Annotated in this window: 14 protein-coding genes and 1 pseudogene; 12 read left to right on the top strand and 3 right to left on the bottom strand. The window is 68.3% G+C overall.

The genetic code is table 11. The features are described 5' to 3' along the window. The 3 genes and pseudogenes from D456_RS0103985 to D456_RS0103995 form a co-directional block, all read right to left on the bottom strand. Window positions 1-303: pseudogene (locus tag D456_RS0103985) on the bottom strand (DNA primase); the annotation flags it as partial. Between the two features lie 30 nt (window positions 304-333). Further along, the gene (locus D456_RS0103990) at window positions 334-1,761 is read right to left on the bottom strand and encodes a hypothetical protein (RefSeq protein WP_017574863.1); all 1,428 of its coding nucleotides are present in this window, start codon (window positions 1,759-1,761) and stop codon (window positions 334-336) included. Window positions 1,762-2,171: 410 nt separating this feature from the next. Further along, window positions 2,172-3,182 (bottom strand): YihY/virulence factor BrkB family protein, encoded by a 1,011-nt coding sequence (locus tag D456_RS0103995; RefSeq protein ID WP_017574864.1) that lies wholly within the window; start codon window positions 3,180-3,182, stop codon window positions 2,172-2,174. Window positions 3,183-3,594: 412 nt separating this feature from the next. On the opposite strand from D456_RS0103995, the gene D456_RS0104000 reads away from it, so the two are divergent. From D456_RS0104000 to D456_RS26485, 12 genes are all read left to right on the top strand, one after another. After that, the gene (locus D456_RS0104000; protein ID WP_017574865.1) at window positions 3,595-5,286 is read left to right on the top strand and encodes a nitrite/sulfite reductase; all 1,692 of its coding nucleotides are present in this window, start codon (window positions 3,595-3,597) and stop codon (window positions 5,284-5,286) included. A gap of 70 nt (window positions 5,287-5,356) precedes the next feature. Next, window positions 5,357-5,557: a hypothetical protein gene (locus D456_RS0104005; RefSeq protein WP_017574866.1), complete on the top strand. Its 201-nt coding sequence runs from the start codon at window positions 5,357-5,359 to the stop codon at window positions 5,555-5,557. Then, window positions 5,554-6,252, top strand: coding sequence for a phosphoadenylyl-sulfate reductase (locus tag D456_RS0104010; protein ID WP_017574867.1), 699 nt, complete (start codon window positions 5,554-5,556; stop codon window positions 6,250-6,252). The genes D456_RS0104005 and D456_RS0104010 overlap by 4 nt, the downstream gene beginning before the upstream one ends. Window positions 6,253-6,319: 67 nt before the next feature. Further along, on the top strand, window positions 6,320-7,063 hold the full coding sequence (locus D456_RS0104015; RefSeq protein ID WP_017574868.1) for a sirohydrochlorin chelatase: 744 nt from the start codon (window positions 6,320-6,322) through the stop codon (window positions 7,061-7,063). Between the two features lie 38 nt (window positions 7,064-7,101). Further along, window positions 7,102-7,812, top strand: coding sequence for a formylglycine-generating enzyme family protein (locus D456_RS0104020; protein WP_017574869.1), 711 nt, complete (start codon window positions 7,102-7,104; stop codon window positions 7,810-7,812). A 617-nt stretch (window positions 7,813-8,429) separates the two neighbouring features. Beyond that, entirely contained in the window at window positions 8,430-10,364 is a 1,935-nt protein-coding gene (locus D456_RS0104030; RefSeq protein ID WP_017574871.1) for a Cas10/Cmr2 second palm domain-containing protein, read from the top strand. Between the two features lie 161 nt (window positions 10,365-10,525). Then, a complete protein-coding gene (locus D456_RS25445; protein WP_230479871.1) occupies window positions 10,526-11,587 on the top strand; it encodes a type III-B CRISPR module-associated Cmr3 family protein in 1,062 nt (353 codons plus the stop codon). Continuing rightward, a complete protein-coding gene (gene cmr4, locus D456_RS0104040) occupies window positions 11,584-12,498 on the top strand; it encodes a type III-B CRISPR module RAMP protein Cmr4 (protein WP_017574873.1) in 915 nt (304 codons plus the stop codon). Before D456_RS25445 ends, cmr4 begins: the two co-directional genes overlap by 4 nt. Next, a complete protein-coding gene (locus tag D456_RS0104045; RefSeq protein ID WP_017574874.1) occupies window positions 12,495-12,938 on the top strand; it encodes a type III-B CRISPR module-associated protein Cmr5 in 444 nt (147 codons plus the stop codon). Before cmr4 ends, D456_RS0104045 begins: the two co-directional genes overlap by 4 nt. After that, window positions 12,935-14,056 (top strand): type III-B CRISPR module RAMP protein Cmr6, encoded by a 1,122-nt coding sequence (gene cmr6 / locus D456_RS24970; RefSeq protein WP_017574875.1) that lies wholly within the window; start codon window positions 12,935-12,937, stop codon window positions 14,054-14,056. Before D456_RS0104045 ends, cmr6 begins: the two co-directional genes overlap by 4 nt. After that, a complete protein-coding gene (locus D456_RS26480) occupies window positions 14,053-15,042 on the top strand; it encodes a hypothetical protein (protein ID WP_152442484.1) in 990 nt (329 codons plus the stop codon). The genes cmr6 and D456_RS26480 overlap by 4 nt, the downstream gene beginning before the upstream one ends. After that, window positions 15,039-16,640, top strand: a complete 1,602-nt coding sequence (locus D456_RS26485) for a hypothetical protein (RefSeq protein ID WP_152442485.1) — start codon at window positions 15,039-15,041, stop codon at window positions 16,638-16,640. The genes D456_RS26480 and D456_RS26485 overlap by 4 nt, the downstream gene beginning before the upstream one ends. The last annotated feature ends 4 nt before the right edge of the window (window positions 16,641-16,644 follow it).

Raw genomic sequence — 16,644 nt, forward strand, 5'->3', positions numbered from 1 at the left:
ACCAGTGCCGGGCTCCTCGCCTTCACCGGGATTTCCGGGCTCCTCCGGCGGATCCTCGTCCGGCGACGCGGGGTTGAACGGCTGGATCTCCACCTGCGGGAGGGCAACGGGTTCCTCGGAGACCGGAACGTCCGGCAGGGCCGTCTCCTGCGGCTCATCCGGCGCCACAGGGGCAACGGGGCCGGCTTCGGGGGCCTCAGGGGCGTTCTCGTCGACCACGTCGGCGAAGACCGGGCTGACGGAGAACCCCGCCATGAACAGGCCTGCCGCCGTCACGGTCAACACGCGCTTCTTCGGAGACATCCCGCTCCTTTCTTTCTCATCGGGGGTGAATCATCGAGGGGGAATGGCATAGAGGTGGTCGTCGTGGACCACGACGGCGTGCTCGCCCAACAGCCCCACGGGGACCTGGGCGCCTTCGTCGAGTTCGGTCGGTTCGCCGTCGGTACCGACCGCGACGGTGGAGCCGCCGAGTTCGCCGTAGACCCGGGGACCGACCGCGACGGTCGGTTCGAACCCGTCCACGACGGTCGACTCCCCGTTCTCCGGGTCGACGACGGCGGGACCGTAGGCCAGCGTCTCGGTGCCGATCGGACCGGAGCGGTGCTCGGCGTCCTCGAGAGCGCCCTCGGCGATCCCTGCACCACCCACCGGCTCACCGGTCCCACTGTCGTGGAAGGCCAGGTACTCGCCGTCGCCGCGCAGGGCCTCCCATCGGACGACGACGTACTCGCGCAGGGCGGTGACGACGCCGAGCATCTCCCCGGCCTCGTCCGGCCTCCGGGGATCGACCTCCTCGATCGCACCCGCCGGGTCGACCCAACTCCACGGTCCGTGGGCCACGGCGACCAGGACACGGTCACCGTCGGCGAGCATGGCACCGCCGCCCTCGGGGATCCCGACCTCGACGAGTTCGCCCCCGGAAGCCAGATGGCGTTCGTCCTCGGAACGCACCAGCACCGATTCGCCCACGTACTGGGGTGAGGACTCCGTGCCCAGTTCCACGCTGTCGGGGGCACCTCCACCGACGGGCCAGAACAGCAGTTCCCCGGAGGTCTCCAGGACCACCGCCGGATCGCCGTCGTAGAGCACGAACCGGGGAACTCCGATGATCTCGGCCCCGTCCACGGGGAGGTCGGCGGCCCATTCCCGGGTGCCGTCGGCCGAGAGGAGGTTGAGCCGTTCGTCGGGGTCCACGAAGGCGATCTGCTCACCGTCGCGGCTCACACCGGGCCGGCTCCCGGGGGCCAGCACGTGGTCGAAGACGACGGTGTCGGCGAACCCGGCAGGGGCAGGGTGTCCCAGGGCGGGGGCGTCGGGATCCTCGGTCGATGCGGTGCTCTCCCCGGGCAGCAGATGCCAACTGGCGATTCCGACGCCGGCCACGAGGGCAAGGGCGACCGCCGCGGCACCGATGATGACCATGCCGCGCCCGGCGCGCCCGTCGGCCGGGTCGGTACCGGGCCGCGAGGGCAGGGGTGGCTCCTCCTCGGGGTGCTCGGCGGACTGCACCACACCGTCGGGGGTGGCCACCAGTCTCCAGTAGCCGTTCGCATCACGTGCGTCGATGAGCACCGGCAGACCGATCCGGGCCGCGTACTCGGTGGCGGTGTCGAGGGCCGCGCGCCGGGTGTCCGTGGGCACCTGACCGGTGACGACCTGGCGGTGCCCCTCGATGTAGATCTCGGCGCTGCGTTCGTCGGGCGCGATGGTGATGACGGCGGTGGGCCGGGTCTGCCCCGGACGGGACGCCCGGCTCATGGTGCCTCCGAAGGCATGGGGAACATGGACCTGTTCGTGTAACGGGTGACGGGATCGGCGTCTGCGGCAACTGTGTGGTCGGCGAGCAGGGGATCAGCCCACGGCGGTGGTCCGACACGCCACGCGTGGGCGATGCTCCAGGCGATCATACTGACGTCGGCCCCGGCTCTCAGGAGCTCTCCGAACCCGGGGATCGGACGGCGATCAGGAGATACCCGCACGGTTTTCGGCCCTCCCCTTTCTGACCAGTAACGATGCCCGTACAGCCGGACGGAAGGGGTCGTTCCCGGCAGTGCCGACGTTGAGAAGGACACTCACGAAACGCAATCGGTTCGCAACCAGAATGGCCGATTCCGGCCACCCGGGGCCCGGTGGCGGCCATCCGTCCCGCTCCGGGCCTCCACGGGGCCTCAGGACTCCCGGTGTTCCTCGAAAGCATCGATGACCGCCTGCTCCCTGCGACGGGCCAGGCGGTCGGCCCGTTCGAAACCCCGATTGGCGATTTCGGCCCGGGCCGCGGCGGTGTGCACCGTGGGCCACATCGCGTCGATCTCGGAGTTGAGGCTGGAACCGGCCAGGATCGCCACCGCCATGACGAACAGCCACGCCAGGATCGCGATGGGCGCGGACAGGGATCCGTAGATGCTCACCTGCCCGAAGGAGGCGTCCAGGTAGGCGCGCAGGGCCACTGACCCGAGGAGGAGCACACACGTGGCCAGCAGCGCCCCGGGCAGGTGGCGGATCAGAGGCGTGCGCACCGGGACGCTGAGCATGTACAGGAAGATGACCGCTGTCGTGGCCAGCAACGCCACCGTCGGCCAGTAGAACAGGCGCAGGTGCCCGGCCATGAAGGGCAGGAGGTCCTGGATCAGGTTGGGGCCGGCCACCAGGACCGGCAGTACCAGCAGCGCGAAGAACAGCCCGCCCAGGTAGGCCACGAAGGCCAGCAGGCGCTGGGTCGGCCAGCCGCGGAGCTCGTCGAGGCCGTAGGAGATCGTGATGGAGCGGATGAAGACGTTCATCGCACGCGAGCCCGACCAGAGCGAGACCAGGAAGGTCACCGACAGCAGTCCGCCCTGGAAGCCGCCGAGGAAGTCCTCGACCAGGGGCTCGACGACCTCGCGGACCGTTTCCGGTGTCAGTGCCCGGGCGGTCAGGTCCAGGATCCACACCCGGATCTCCTCGACGGTGTCCCGGCCCACGACCGCCGACAGGGAGGCGATCGCTCCCACCAGACACAGCATGAGGGCCGGCAAGGAGATCAGGGTGAAGAAGGCCGACTCGGCCGCCAGCCCGATGGCGCGGTTGCGTGCCATGGACCGGATCGTGCGCACCAGGAGCAGCCCCGCACCGTAGAGGCGCGGGTGCCGGCACTGCCACCGGAACCACGAGCGCCACAGACCTTCCCAGAATCCCTCCACGGGGAAACGGTAACCCGCACCGGACCTGCGGGTCCGACCACCCGGCACCTCGCGGTGACGTGACTCACTCGCGAAGGGCGATCACCGCGTCTGGACAAAGACTCCGGCCCCGTGCCATTCTCACAAGCATGATCGCTGCTCTGGACCCCATGCTCTGCGTGCGCCGCCACGTGGACTTCCTGCGGGTCCGCAGTGCCATCTGTCGCAGCGTCGGTTGATTTCGCCGCACTGTGTGACGCACCCATGACACAGGGGTGCGCGCGGCCTCCCGGCGCCTGCTCTTCCTCAACACCCACGCACCGTGGTTCTCACCCGTACCGGCACGCACGACGACGTGTGCCCACAGGTACGGGCCGGTGGTGCGGGCACACGGGCCGCGAGCTCCCCGCGACCGCATTCGGAGACACCCGCGATGCCTCCCTCTTCCGAGCAGACCGGCTCGGCCCCCACCAGGACCCGGCGACGCCGCGGCGATGGCCAATGGGCCCTCGGTTACCGCGAGCCGCTCAACAAGAACGAAGAGAACAAGAAGAACGACGACGGGCTCAACGTCCGCGATCGGATCATCAACATCTACGCCAAGGCCGGGTTCGACTCGATCGACCCCGCCGACCTGCGTGGCCGTTTCCGTTGGTTCGGCCTCTACACCCAGCGCGCCCCCGGCATCGACGGCGGCAGGACGGCCGTCCTCTCCCCCGAGGAGCTCGACGACCGCTACTTCATGATGCGTGTACGCATCGACGGCGGCCGGCTCACCGCCGCCCAGCTGCGGGCCGTCGCCGAGATCTCCCGCGACTACGCACGCGACACCGCCGACATCACCGACCGGCAGAACATCCAGTACCACTGGATCCGGGTGGAGGACGTGCCGGCGATCTGGGAGAAGCTCGAGTCGGTCGGGCTGTCCACGACCGAGGCCTGCGGCGACACCCCCCGTGTCGTCCTCGGCTGCCCTCTGGCCGGTGTTGCCGAGGACGAGGTCATCGACGCGAGCCCGCAGATCCAGCAGGTCCACGACGAGCACATCGGCAGCCCTCTGTACTCGAACCTGCCGCGCAAGTTCAAGACCTCCATCGCCGGCTGCTCCGTGCACTGCGTCAACCACGAGATCAACGACGTCGCCTTCGTCGGGGTGCGTGGCGAGAACGGTGAGGCGGGCTACGACCTGTTCGTGGGCGGTGGCCTGGCCACCAACCCCATGTTCGCCGAACGCCTCGGCGCGTTCGTGCGCCCCGACCAGGTCAGCGACGTCTGGGCCGCAGTGACCGCGGTCTTCCGCGACTACGGTTTCCGCCGGCTGCGCACCCGCGCCCGCATCAAGTTCCTCATCAAGGAGTGGGGCCCGGAGAAGTTCCGCGAGGTCATGGAGGAGGAGTACCTCGGTCACCGTCTCCCGGACGGGCCCGGTCCGCAGCTGGACGATGGTGTGCGGCGCGACCACGTCGGCGTGCACCGCCAGCGCGACGGCAAGTACTACGTCGGTTTCGCCCCGAAGGTCGGCCGCGTCACCGGGAGTTCGCTGGTGCGCGTGGCCGAGATCGCCGAGGCACACGGGTCGGACCGGATCCGCACCACCGTCGACCAGAAGCTCGTGGTCCTCGACATCGACGGGGACGACACCGACGCGATCACCGCCGACCTGGAGGCGGAGGGTTACGAGGTCCGTCCCAGTGTCTTCCGCCGCCAGACGATGGCCTGCACCGGCATCGAGTTCTGCAAGCTCGCCATCGTCGAGACCAAGGACCGGGGCGCCGCACTCATCGACGAACTCGAGAAGCGCCTGCCGGACTTCGACGAACCGGTGAGCATCAACCTCAACGGGTGCCCGAACTCCTGCGCCCGCATCCAGGTCGCCGACATCGGACTGAAGGGCCAGCTCGTCATGGACGAGCACGGCGAACAGGTGGAGGGCTACCAGATCCACCTGGGCGGCGGCATGGGCCTGAACCCCGCTTTCGGCAAGAAGGTCCGCGGGTTGAAGAGCACCGCCGACGACCTTCCCGACTACATCGAGCGGGTCCTGCGCCGGTTCCGGGACCAGAAGGAGGAGGGTGAGACCTTCGCCGTCTGGGCCTCCCGCGCCGAGGACGAGGACCTCAAGTAGGCCGACCGAGCGGGCGGCGCCACCGCACGGCACCGCCCGCACCGACCGTTCCGAAGGAATGAGGTGCGCCATGGCCGAGAGGGCCGCGCCCCACCACTGCCCCTACTGCGGAGACGAGGACCTGATCCCGGAAGAGGGGGCGGGCGTCGAGGGCCAGGGATATCCGTGGTCCTGCCTGGCCTGCGCCCGTGTGTTCCGGCTGACCTACGTGGGCCTGCGCTCCGCCTCGTTCGGCGGTTCCCCCTCCCGACCGACGGAAGGCGGGGCATGAACACGCACACCCCCGTGGACGGTCCCGAGCACGCCGAACGGGCCGCCCGTGAACTGGAGGAGGCCTCCGCCCAGGAGATCGTCTCCTGGGCCGCGCAGACCTTCGGCGAGAGCCTGTGCATGACCTCCTCCATGGCCGACGCCCTCATGGTGGACCTGGCCTCCCGGCAGGTGCCCGGCATCGACGTGATCTTCCTCGACACCGGTTACCACTTCGCGGAGACCATCGGCACCCGCGACGCCGTGGCCTCCGTCCACGACATCAACCTGGTCACCGTGGAACCCCGGCGCACGGTGGAGGAGCAGGAGAGCGCCCTGGGCCCGCGGCTGTACGCGCGCAACCCGCAGATCTGCTGCCATCTGCGCAAGGTCGAACCCCTGGAACGGGCCCTGGAACCCTACGCCGCGTGGCTGACCGGTCTGCGCCGGGAGGACTCGGCGACCAGGCGCGACACCCCGATCGTGCAGTGGGACCAGCGCCGGGGGATGACCAAGGTCAACCCGATCGCCCGCTGGACACAGGACGACGTGGACACCTACACGGCCGAACACGGTGTACTGGTCAACCCGCTGCAGGACGACGGTTTCCCCTCGATCGGGTGCGAGCCCTGCACGCATCGGGTGGCTCCCGGCGAGGACCCGCGCAGCGGACGGTGGGCCGGGACCGGTAGGACCGAGTGCGGGATCCACCTGTGAGCCGGCGCCCGTGACCGCGAACGAGGAAGGAGCAGGGCGCCCCGCTCCCGGGGCGCCCTGGACGAGGATGAGTACTCCGACACTGCTGGCCGTCGCACACGGCAGCCGGGACCCGCGCTCACCCCGGGCGGTGGCCGCGCTCTTCGACCGGGTGCGGTCCCTGCGGCCGGCTCTGGACGTGCGGGTCTCCTACCTGGAGCACGTCTCCCCCAGCACCGGGGACGCTCTGGCCGCACTCGACGCCGAGGGGGTCCGGGAGGCCGTGGTGCTGCCGGCGCTGCTGACTGCGGCCTTCCACAGCAAGGTGGACCTGCCCGGGGTGCTGAACGGCGCCGGCGAGCGCGGGCTGGGCACACGGGTGCACTACGCCCACACCCTGGGGCCGCACCCGCTGCTGCTGGAGGCGGTCGAGCGGCGCCTGTCCGAGGCGGGGGCGTTCCCCTGCCCCGGGACGGCGCTGGTTCTGGCCTCGGCCGGGTCCAGTGACCCGGAGGCCAACGCAACCATCGCCGCCACGGCCCGGGAACTGGCCGCGCGCGGACCCTGGCGCGAGGTGGTGCCCGCCTTCGCCTCCGCTGCCTCCCCCTCCCCGGGCGAGGCCGTGGCCGCTGTGCGCGGCAGGGGCGCCGATCGAGTGGCGGTCGCGGGCTACCTGCTCGCCCCCGGGTTCTTCTCCGACCGGGTGCGGCAGCAGGCGATCGGGGCCGGCGCGTCGGTGGTCGCCGACGCGCTCGGTGACGTCCCCGAGCTCGCCCGGGTGGTTCTGGACCGCTACGACGCCGCCGTGGCCGCCCGCCACGCAGTCGTATGAGCCGGGCGGGCGGGGCGGGACGGGTATCCGTTCCGCGGATGGTGGAGGTGCCCGCGGTCCACGCGCTCCTGCACGACCGTGGGAGCGGGAGCACGCTGGAGGTGGAGGTCCGGGCCTTCGCACTGGCGGCCGTGCCCGTGACACGAGGCCTGTACCAGGCGGTCACGGACCGGCGTGTGGGGGCACCGGACGCCGGGGACGGGGAACCGGTGACGGAGGTGTCGTGGTTCGACGCCCTGCGTTTCTGTGACTTGCTGTCCCTGGCTCACGGCCTGGTTCCCTGCTACGGCACGCCCGGCACCGGCCCGGGCGACGGAGGGTCACGCGGTCGGCCGGCGGACACACCCGAGGGTGGGGATCCCGACGGCGCCGACCTACGGAGCGATCCCGGCGCCGGCGGGTACCGGTTGCCCACCGAGGCCGAATGGGAGCACGCCTGCCGGGCCGGGAGCACGGGGGTCAGGTACGGCGACCTGGACGCGGTCGCCTGGTATCGGAAGAACTCCGGTGGTCGGCCTCGACCGGTGGGAACCAGGGAACCGAACGCGTGGGGCCTGCACGACATGATCGGGAACGTGTGGGAGTGGTGCTGGGACCTCTACGATCCGCGCGTGTACGGCCCGTACCGGTCCTTCCGCGGCGGCGGGTGGAACGATCACCACTGGGGTTGCCGGGCCTCGACGCGGCGCAAGAGCCATCCGAGGCTGCGCATCGACGACCTGGGGTTCCGGGTTGCGCGTTCCCTCTGAGGCGGGGTGGGGCAGGGTCCCGGGTCGGGGAGGGACGGGGCCGGATGCGGCTCGCGCAGGACCGTCCGAGAGGCCGCGAATGCCCCGTTACACACAACGGTTTCTCCCGCCACCGGTTTGCCACAAGTGGCCACGAAGCGCTCGTGAAGGGGTTTCCGGTCCCGTGTTGTACCGCGTGTTGCTACCGTGACGGACATCAGTGACGGCCCCGGGATCGTCCCGCATCTCCTACACACACCGCTTACGCGTTCCCGAGGAGGACGAGTGCCCCAACGGCGGAGCTCACCCCCACCACCGCGTCCTGCTCCTCCCAGCGGTCCCTCTCATCCCCCGCTTCTCCGGCGCGCGCTGTGCCTTCGGCGCGCCCGACGTGCTCGAGACTCCTGGTCCTGACGCCCCTGCGCTTCCGGCCCCTCGCTGACGCACCCCGGCCCCACGGGGCCGACGGACACCACGGATTCATCGGATCCTCCTCCGAGAGACGCACCCGAGCCCCGCGCCTCGTTCCACCCCCGGACGTGTCCTGCCCCCGTGCCCGACTCCCCCGACCTGCCCCCGGGCGCGGGCGGAACACGGCCTTGGCCCCCACGAGCTTCGCCCCCACGAGACGGACGTGCATGAGTCGACAAGATCTGATCCTGCTCGCCTTCGGCGGCATCCAGCGCTACATCGCCGAGTCGCACTCGACCGCCGACCTCGGCAACGCCAGCAGGATCGTCGCCGAACTGGCCAAGAGGGCCGCCGAGGCGCTGAGCGGCCAGGAGGGCTGCGCCCTCGTCATCCCGTCACAGAGCGCGCTGGCTCGGGCCGCGGGCCCGGACGCCTCTCCCGAGGCCCCGCCCAACACCCCGAGCCGGGTCGTAGCGCTGGCACCAGAGGGCCGGGGCGCCGACTACGCCCATGCGGCCGCCGAGCACGCACACGAGGTGTGGAGAAGGTGGATCGGCGACCTGTTCGAGAGCGCCGGCGCGACGCCCGAGACCCCCGGGTTCCCGGACGTCATGTGGTCCGTGGCCCCGGCCTCGGCGGGCGACTACCGCGCACAATGGAACCTCGCGCAGACCACGCTGGCCGCGCGCAAGCGTGTTCGCACCTTCGACTTCCCCGAGCGCACGCCCGCTGGTCCGGGCAATTCCGGCGACCCGCGCGGCCGCTTCGGCCCGCGTCCGTGCGCGGTCTCCCCACGGTGGCACTCCGAACCGGACCGGCCGGCCGGGGCCCGCGACCACGAGAAGCACGAGGAGCTCTCGGCCGCAGTGTGGTTGAAGCGGCTCTGGCACGCGAACGACAAGCTTCCCCCGAAGGAGCAGCAGAAGGCGAGGAAGAAGGCCCCGGAGGCAAAGGACATCCCTCTGGGATTCCCCTCCACCGCCGCCGTCGCCACCGCGCCCTACCGCGCGAAGGTTCTGGATCGGTGGGAGGACGAGACGGTCCGCGATCAGGTCGAGACGCTCTACGACGCCGCCCACAAGGTGATGCCCGACGAGGAACACCATGTCGTCGAAGCCCCGGTCCCCGCGCTGAAGGACCACGAGGACGGCGGCGGAAGCGACAGCGCCGAGCTCAAGCGCTGGTTCGTGCGCAACGGCGGCTGGTGGGTCGTACCCGAGACCTGGGACGCCGAGACCCTCGTCCACAAGCACCGGATGCGCGGTTCGGACGCGCAGCGGTCCGTCGCCGATACGGCCGCCGAGGCCAAACGGCTCGAGCGCACGGTCGCCGAGGGGCGCAGGGCCGCCGAGAACCTGGCCGAAACGGTTGACCGCTCCCCCAACCCGTACTTCGCGATCTTGGTGGCCGACCTCGATGGGCTCGGCAAGCACCTGAGCGAGCACGCCGACCAGGACCAGCACGGACGAGTCTCGGAGCGGCTCGCGCAGATCTCCGACATTCACAGGTCGAGTATCAGAGAGCGCCAGGGGGCCGCGGTCTACTCCGGCGGTGACGACCTCATGGCGTTCCTGCCCGCCGCCGAAGCGTTGAACGCCGCCGACGACTGCCGTCGCGCGGTCCTCCAGGACCCGACGGACCTGTCCAGCGATCCCGACCCCACCTCCATCAGCGCCGCGGTGGTCTTCGTCCACCAGGGAACGCCGTTGCACCTGTCGGTCGAGCGTGCAGGGGAACTGTTGGCGGAGGCCAAGAGCGTCAACAAAAAGAAGGCCCTTGCCGTCGGTTACGTCACCGGCTCGGACGCTCGCGCGCATACCGTCCGGCCCTGGACGACCTCGTTCGTCGACGACGCGCTGGAGGCACTGAACACGTTCATGCCCCACTGCCAAGGCGAGAGCGAGAGGCAGCAGCCGGTCTCGCCTCGGCTGCTGCACGACCTGAGGTCCTCCTACGCGGACCTGGCAGAGATGGCACGAACGTCAGGGCTGACCGAAACGATTTTCGAGGGAGAGGTGACACGTTTGGTGTGCAGGCACGGCGGAAACCGGGAGCAGGCTCGGAGCCTCCTGAGGCTCGGGCGCTCCGAGCACGATGCCCCTTCGGTCGTGCCCATGGCCGCCGCTCGGGTCGCCGCGTTCCTCAGGAGGTGGGCGTGGTGAGCCCGATCCTTCCGGACCACGACCCGTTCAGCGCCCTGACGCTGCCCGGACACTCGAAGCCTGCCGAACCAGCTGGCCAGAGTGAACCGGCCGAGCCGCGTGAATCGCCTGGGCAGCGCGAGCAGGTCTGGACATCACTCCGGCCGCGAGACGCGGTACACGTGCGCGACGGACGCACCATCATCTCCGGCGCAGGCGGTGCGGCTCGAACCCGGCAACCCTGGCCGACGACGATCGCCGGTGCGTTGGGGGCCGCCTTCGCGGCCCGCCCGGGTACACCTCGCCCACGAACGGTGCGCGGCCCATTTCTCGGGTACCGGGAGGGTCCGGCCCCCGAATGGTCCCTCACCTTTCCTATGCCGGCCGACCTGGTCAGAACGCAGGACGGTCACGGTTGGCGCCGTGTACGTCCGAGGGACCTGGAGGGTGTTCGGACCGATGCAGATGAGCCGGGCATGAGATTCCTGCATGCCGACGACGCCGGCGACTCGCCGGACGACCTGTGGTTGCACCGAGAAGACCTCGAGAATCACTTGTGCGGGCACGACCCCGACCAAGATGAGTTGGATGACCTGAAGCCGCCCATGGAACGCGAGCGGCGCGTGGGCATCGCCCGCGAGGACCGGGCGGTGATGCATTCGCACACCTACACCACCGAGTACTTGCGGCTCAAGGACACGCAGCTCCGCACGTGGGCCTTCCTCGCGGTGAGCGAGCTCGCGCCGGGCGCTGCAGCACCGGAGCCCGGGCCGGTACGTCTCGGCGGCGGCGGTCGCGTCGCGGATCTGGAGGTGTGCCAGGCTGAGCACTCTCCCAACTTTCCGCAGCGCCCGAAGAGCTTTCCCGGGGGGAAAGTACTCGTCTACTTGGCGACCCCAGCGATCTGGCGTGTCCGAGGCGACCGGGAGGGGTGGCGGAACAGGTGGGCTCCGCCACTGCCCGAGAACGCCCACCTTGTCGCCGCCGCCGTCAAGCGAGCCGAGCACGTGGCCAGCTCGGGCCTCGACGGGCAGAAAACCCCCCGCTACGCGTGGCTGCGGTGGGCGGTGCCGGCCGGCTCTGTCTACCTGCTGCAGTTCACCGGCCCGGCCCCGGAAGCAGCAGCGGAGCGCTGGGCCCGGCGTTCCCATGCGCGCGCGTGGGGCGAGACGGACAGCGATGAAGTCACGCGTGAGCTGGCCACCGCCGGCTTCGGACTGGTTCTGACAGGGACGTGGACATGAAAGACCTGCTCATCTACTTCTATGCCGAATCCCCCGTGCACGCGGGGGCCTCGGACACCGACGGCGACGTCGACCTGCCCATCCAGAGGGAGGGCCACTCCCTTTATCCGACGATCTTCGGACAGAGTCTCAAGGGGGCCTTCCGCCAGGCAGCCCACGATCGTGTGGCCTCCGGAGGAACCGACTGGTCGAAGGCGGACATCGACACCCTGTTCGGCTCTCCCCCGGGTAAGGGAGGATCCACGACACCCGGGTTGCTGATGGTGGGCGACGCGCAGTTGGTGGCGATGCCTGTGCCGACCCTGCAAAAAACCTTCGCCTGGGTGACGTCGGAGCTCGCTCTGGGACGCCTGGCCCGCAAGTACCACGCAATCGGAGTGCAGGATCTCGGCGGTGTGCCGAAGAACCCCGCTCAAGCACTTCCTACGCGTGGGGAATGGGGTGGGGAACAGACCGTCGGCCCCCTGGTGCTCCACGTCGACTGCAAGGCCGACCCGACCGAGCTCAGGGACTGGGCAGAGCGTATCCGTGAGGACGCTTTCGACTCCGGGCCGACTTTCAACCCCTTCGGAAGCAAGTTCACTGAGGACCTCCTTCTCGTCAACGGCGATGCCATGGTGGCGCTTGTGAAGGAGAGCACCGAGGTCAGCGTGCGTGTGCAGTTGAAGCAAGATGACAAGGTGGTCGACAAGGGCCCTTTCCAAAGCGAATATCTCCCGGCCGAGACCCTCCTGGCCTGCACAATCACCCTGTGCCCCTCCCACTCAGGGGTGGAGGCCGACCGTCGGCACGAAGAGCTGCTCGCCTCTCTCCTGCATGACCGCGGTTCGGCACTGCACCAGATCGGTGGTGACGAGAGCCTCGGGAAGGGCCTCGTGTGGACCCGCATCGCAGGTCGGGAGGGGCGATGACAGAGTTCAAACGCGTCGGTCAGCACATGGCGGTCAAAGCCGCCCACATCATCGACCGCTCAGAAAGCGCGCACTCGAAGGAGCTTCGCGCGCGCTTTCGCCAACTACCCGGGCAGTTGCGCATCAGCGGGCTCACCGCCACCTACGCCTTCCTGGCCTCGCGTGAAAGTTCGCCCAGCGCGGAAGGTCTACAGAAAGCCTACAAGGAGGTCACCGAGCAGATCAGGGAACACCTGGTCGAGAAGAGCCCCATCGGGGACGGGGCGATCGGCACGGATTTGCCCAAGGCACACCACGAGACACTGACAGCTCTGGGCAAGATGGGCCCGCTGGACTATGCCCGCGCGACCCGTGAGATCTCCGAACTGTTCGTGTGGCTGCGCCGATTGTCCGACACCGTCTCGCCCCGAGGTCCGGAGCGCTCCGAGGACAACCGATGAACGACGATGTATCGCGCCGCCCCACACCCGCGGACCTGGCCCGCTCCACGAAGGCACCCACCGGAGGACCCGAGCGGGGAGGGAACAGTCGCCAGGAAACTGCCCGCACACGCGGCCAGAAACAGGGAAAACCCTCGGGCCAGAAGGTGTCTGCCCCGAACAACGATCGCACGATCCCGGCCGAGGGCCCGCTCAAATCCCAGCTCGAGGTCGCCTGGCACAAGTGGAATCCGAATGACAAGCATTCGCCCGTGGTCCCTTATCTCCGGCACCCGGGCAGAACCCTCTCCGACCCCGGGCTCTCCACCGCCAACGCCCTGATCATCCTCCGCCAGGCCGCCTTCCTGACCGGCGAGGATGCGCCCACGCTCTCTCAGAACGCTGAGCAAGCAGTTCTGCGATGGGCCCAGACCCGCCGGGGCGGCATTGATGGCGCCCACTCTCTCGGGCAGAACCCGAAGCTCTTGGCGCACGCGACCCGCCGACGCTCGCACGCACTCAAGCAACTGGAGAAGAACGGGCAACACGTGCGCCGGCTCGAGATGATCCCGGAATGGCGTGTGGTGGTCGGCCTCGGCGAGCGTTCCAGCCCGCACGAGATCGGCATGGCCCTGCACGGCACCTACGGCTGGCCGTACTTGCCCGGGACCGGGCTCAAAGGGGTCGCGGCCGCGTACGCGCGAGCGACCGGGGAAGCGGCATCGGACCCTGAGACCTACCAATTGGTTTTCGGGAATGCCGCAGATTCCGCGGAAGCGAACCTGGGTGGTGAAGCGATGGGCGGCGTGCGTTTCCTGGATGCGCTGCCGAAGGTCCACAAGAACAAGGGGGTGAGGGTCGAGGTCGACGTGGTCACCCCGCACGAGAAGCCGTATTACGACGCGACACTCGCTGCGGACGACAAGAAGAAGGTCGAGCATCCGGGTGAACACCACCAACCCGTGCCGCTGGCGTTCCTGACCATCAGAGGTGGTTCTTTCCTCGCCGACCTCGTGGGCCCGGAAAAACTCGTCGAGCCGGCGGAGTCGTGGCTGCGCGGGGGTGCGGAGGAACTGGGCATCGGCGCGAAGACGGCTTCCGGTTACGGATACATGCAAGTGAAGCGGAGTGATGCATGACCATCCACATCGTGCCCGTCGGCCTGTCCCTTGCCGACACCCTCTCGCAAAGCAAGGCGAATGGGTCAAATGTCCTACGCGAAACGAAAAAACAGTGGAAGGACAGTCAGCTCGGTTTCTGCCCAAAAACATGCGATATCTCCACCCTGTTGCATAACGCACTCGGTGATGGGGTCACCGCTCAGGGATCGGAGGCCGACCTCCAAAAACTCGAAAAGGTCACAGCCGAACACGAGATCGACCAGTGGGGATCACAGACCCGCTACTCCGCAGAACTCGATGCCATGAAAGCTGAAGACCCGAACCTGAATTCGGACGACCTGATCCTTCTACTGGCCAGCGACACCCACGACGGCCTTCTGTGCGCAGCCCTGAACGCTCTTGCTCTCGCCAAGGGCGACCTCGACCTGATCTGGTATCGACACAGCGTGGAGGTCTGGCCCCAGAAGGAGACAGGAGACTCCCACAAGAAAGACCTGGTCCGCTTCCATCGTCGGCAGATCATTATCGTGTGCGTCAATAATCTGGACGTGAAAACCAAGGACGGGTTCAATGTGGCATTGAAGGATCTCACATCTCTCGGGGATGTACTGACGGGCGGACCTGAAAAAGGAACCGAAAAAATTCACCGGGACGACAAGGAGGAGGTCCGCTTCCACCTCACGGGTGGGTACCGCACGACGCTGCCGTACCTACTAGCTGTGGCCGAATGGGTGAAGTCCCTGTCGAAAAACCCTGTGAGCGCTCACCTGATCCCCGAAAAAGACACGAAATCTACTCGCATCCCGCTGCGCTGGCTCAACGAAGACCAGGTACGCAGTGAGCTGAACAGATTTTCCCCCGAGGGACACTGCGGGCAGACACTTCCCAATTCCTATCTTCTCGGCTATGCCTATGAAGAATACCAACCGGGGAACTACCGGCTCACAGAATTCGGAACGAACATGCGCCGACTCTTCTCCTATCATAAGGAATCGGTCCGGTGAGCGACACCGGAGAGGAATCCAACAAGAAATTCAATTCCACCCCTCTCTTCGACCACTTGAGGAAGCGCTGCAGCTCCGGAATCGGAGAGGACATCGCCTGCCACCGCCCCCCGGCCCAGCCGAAGAACGACGACCGTGCTCTGTCCTACGTGGGTGAAGTCAGAGAGTACGAACTCATCCCCAGGCTCATGAGCGGGAGAGACACGGTCACCGAGAACGATGTTGAAGAATCCATCGTCAGGATCGCCCGCCACCTGAGCGACAGGCGGGATGCCCTCTTCGCCGTGATCTACAATCCCCTTGGTGTGATACCTCGAGTCCGCGGGGACCTGGGTACAGAGTTCCATCAATGGGCAGCGTGGTGTTGGACGTCAGAGGCAGCATGGCGTGTCCTCGACCCGAAGAACGGGGAGTTCTCCCATCCACTAACAGAGAACGAGGTCGCCAACCTGGCACCGATCGCTGCCAGACAGCGTTTCCTGGCGTGGAGCGAGGCGTATCGCACTGCGAATAAGAAAGGGGACGACGAAGAACAGAGCATGGGGCCACCCGACACCCGGCTACGGGTTCTCGGCAAGGACGCATCCCACCTCCTGCACACCTATGCACGTGAAGCCCGCCAGGAATGGGCATGGTTCCTCTGCCGCCACGAGTCTTTGCCTGCCTTGGACGGGGTCGGCCCGCGCGGGCTCGAGCGGGAGACCGACCTGTTGCTATTCAAGTGCCCCAATTCTTCTCCCGCGTCCACCTTCTGGTGTTTCGCCCCAATGATGATTCACGCGAACCTCCAGTCCGCGGCGGACTCGCCGACGCAGAACGACCGAGATGCCGCAACAGCCCTCCTGGAGACCCACCACCTTCCTCGTTTCCGGCTCTGGACAGCAGCAAAGGCGTCGCTGTCGTTGACGAAGTGCCCTGGAGGCGCGTGGTTCTGGGCAGGTCTCACGGCTGTCCTGGCAGTGGGAACCGTCTTCCTGTCCCTCTCCGCCTTCGCCTTGCTTCCGCTTCCCCCGCCGGACAGGACAGCGATGTGGGCAGCGCCGGTGACCGTCGCGCTGGGCCTGATCGGGGTCGCCGTATTCGGTCGGCTGTGGGCCATGCCCTGGATGCTCCGTGTCCCGGCGGCTGCCGCCATCGGCTTGCTCATGCTGACCACCATGAACCCCGCTTGGTGGCACGCGGCTTTCGCCGGCACCGGTGCATCCAAGGATGTCCCTTCGTCATGGTCCGGGCCGCACCCGTTCTGCGTGGCCCTGCTCCTGGCGACGGCAGCGTTCGCCTACCTGCTGGTCAACGTGCGCAACACCGGGGTCGACCTGTGCATGGCCCTGGGGCGCGCGCTCGCCGTGTGGGTGGTCTCCGCCGTCCACTCCGTGCTTGTTGCGCTGTTCGGTCTGACCTGGGTGGTGCCGCTCTTCAGCGAGGACGGCGACGTGTTCGTTGCCGTGTGGTCCGGCCACCCTGAAGCAGCCATCACCGCCCTGCTCCAGGCCGGCGCCTGGTGTCTCGTCGCAGGCGTCTTCTCCCAGATCCTGTGGGACGACCGTCCCCTGACCACCCCCCTCGCCCACGCGCACTGGCGCGCAGAAGAAAGGTGACCCC

Source organism: Nocardiopsis kunsanensis DSM 44524, assembly GCF_000340965.1.
Taxonomy (GTDB): domain Bacteria; phylum Actinomycetota; class Actinomycetes; order Streptosporangiales; family Streptosporangiaceae; genus Nocardiopsis; species Nocardiopsis kunsanensis.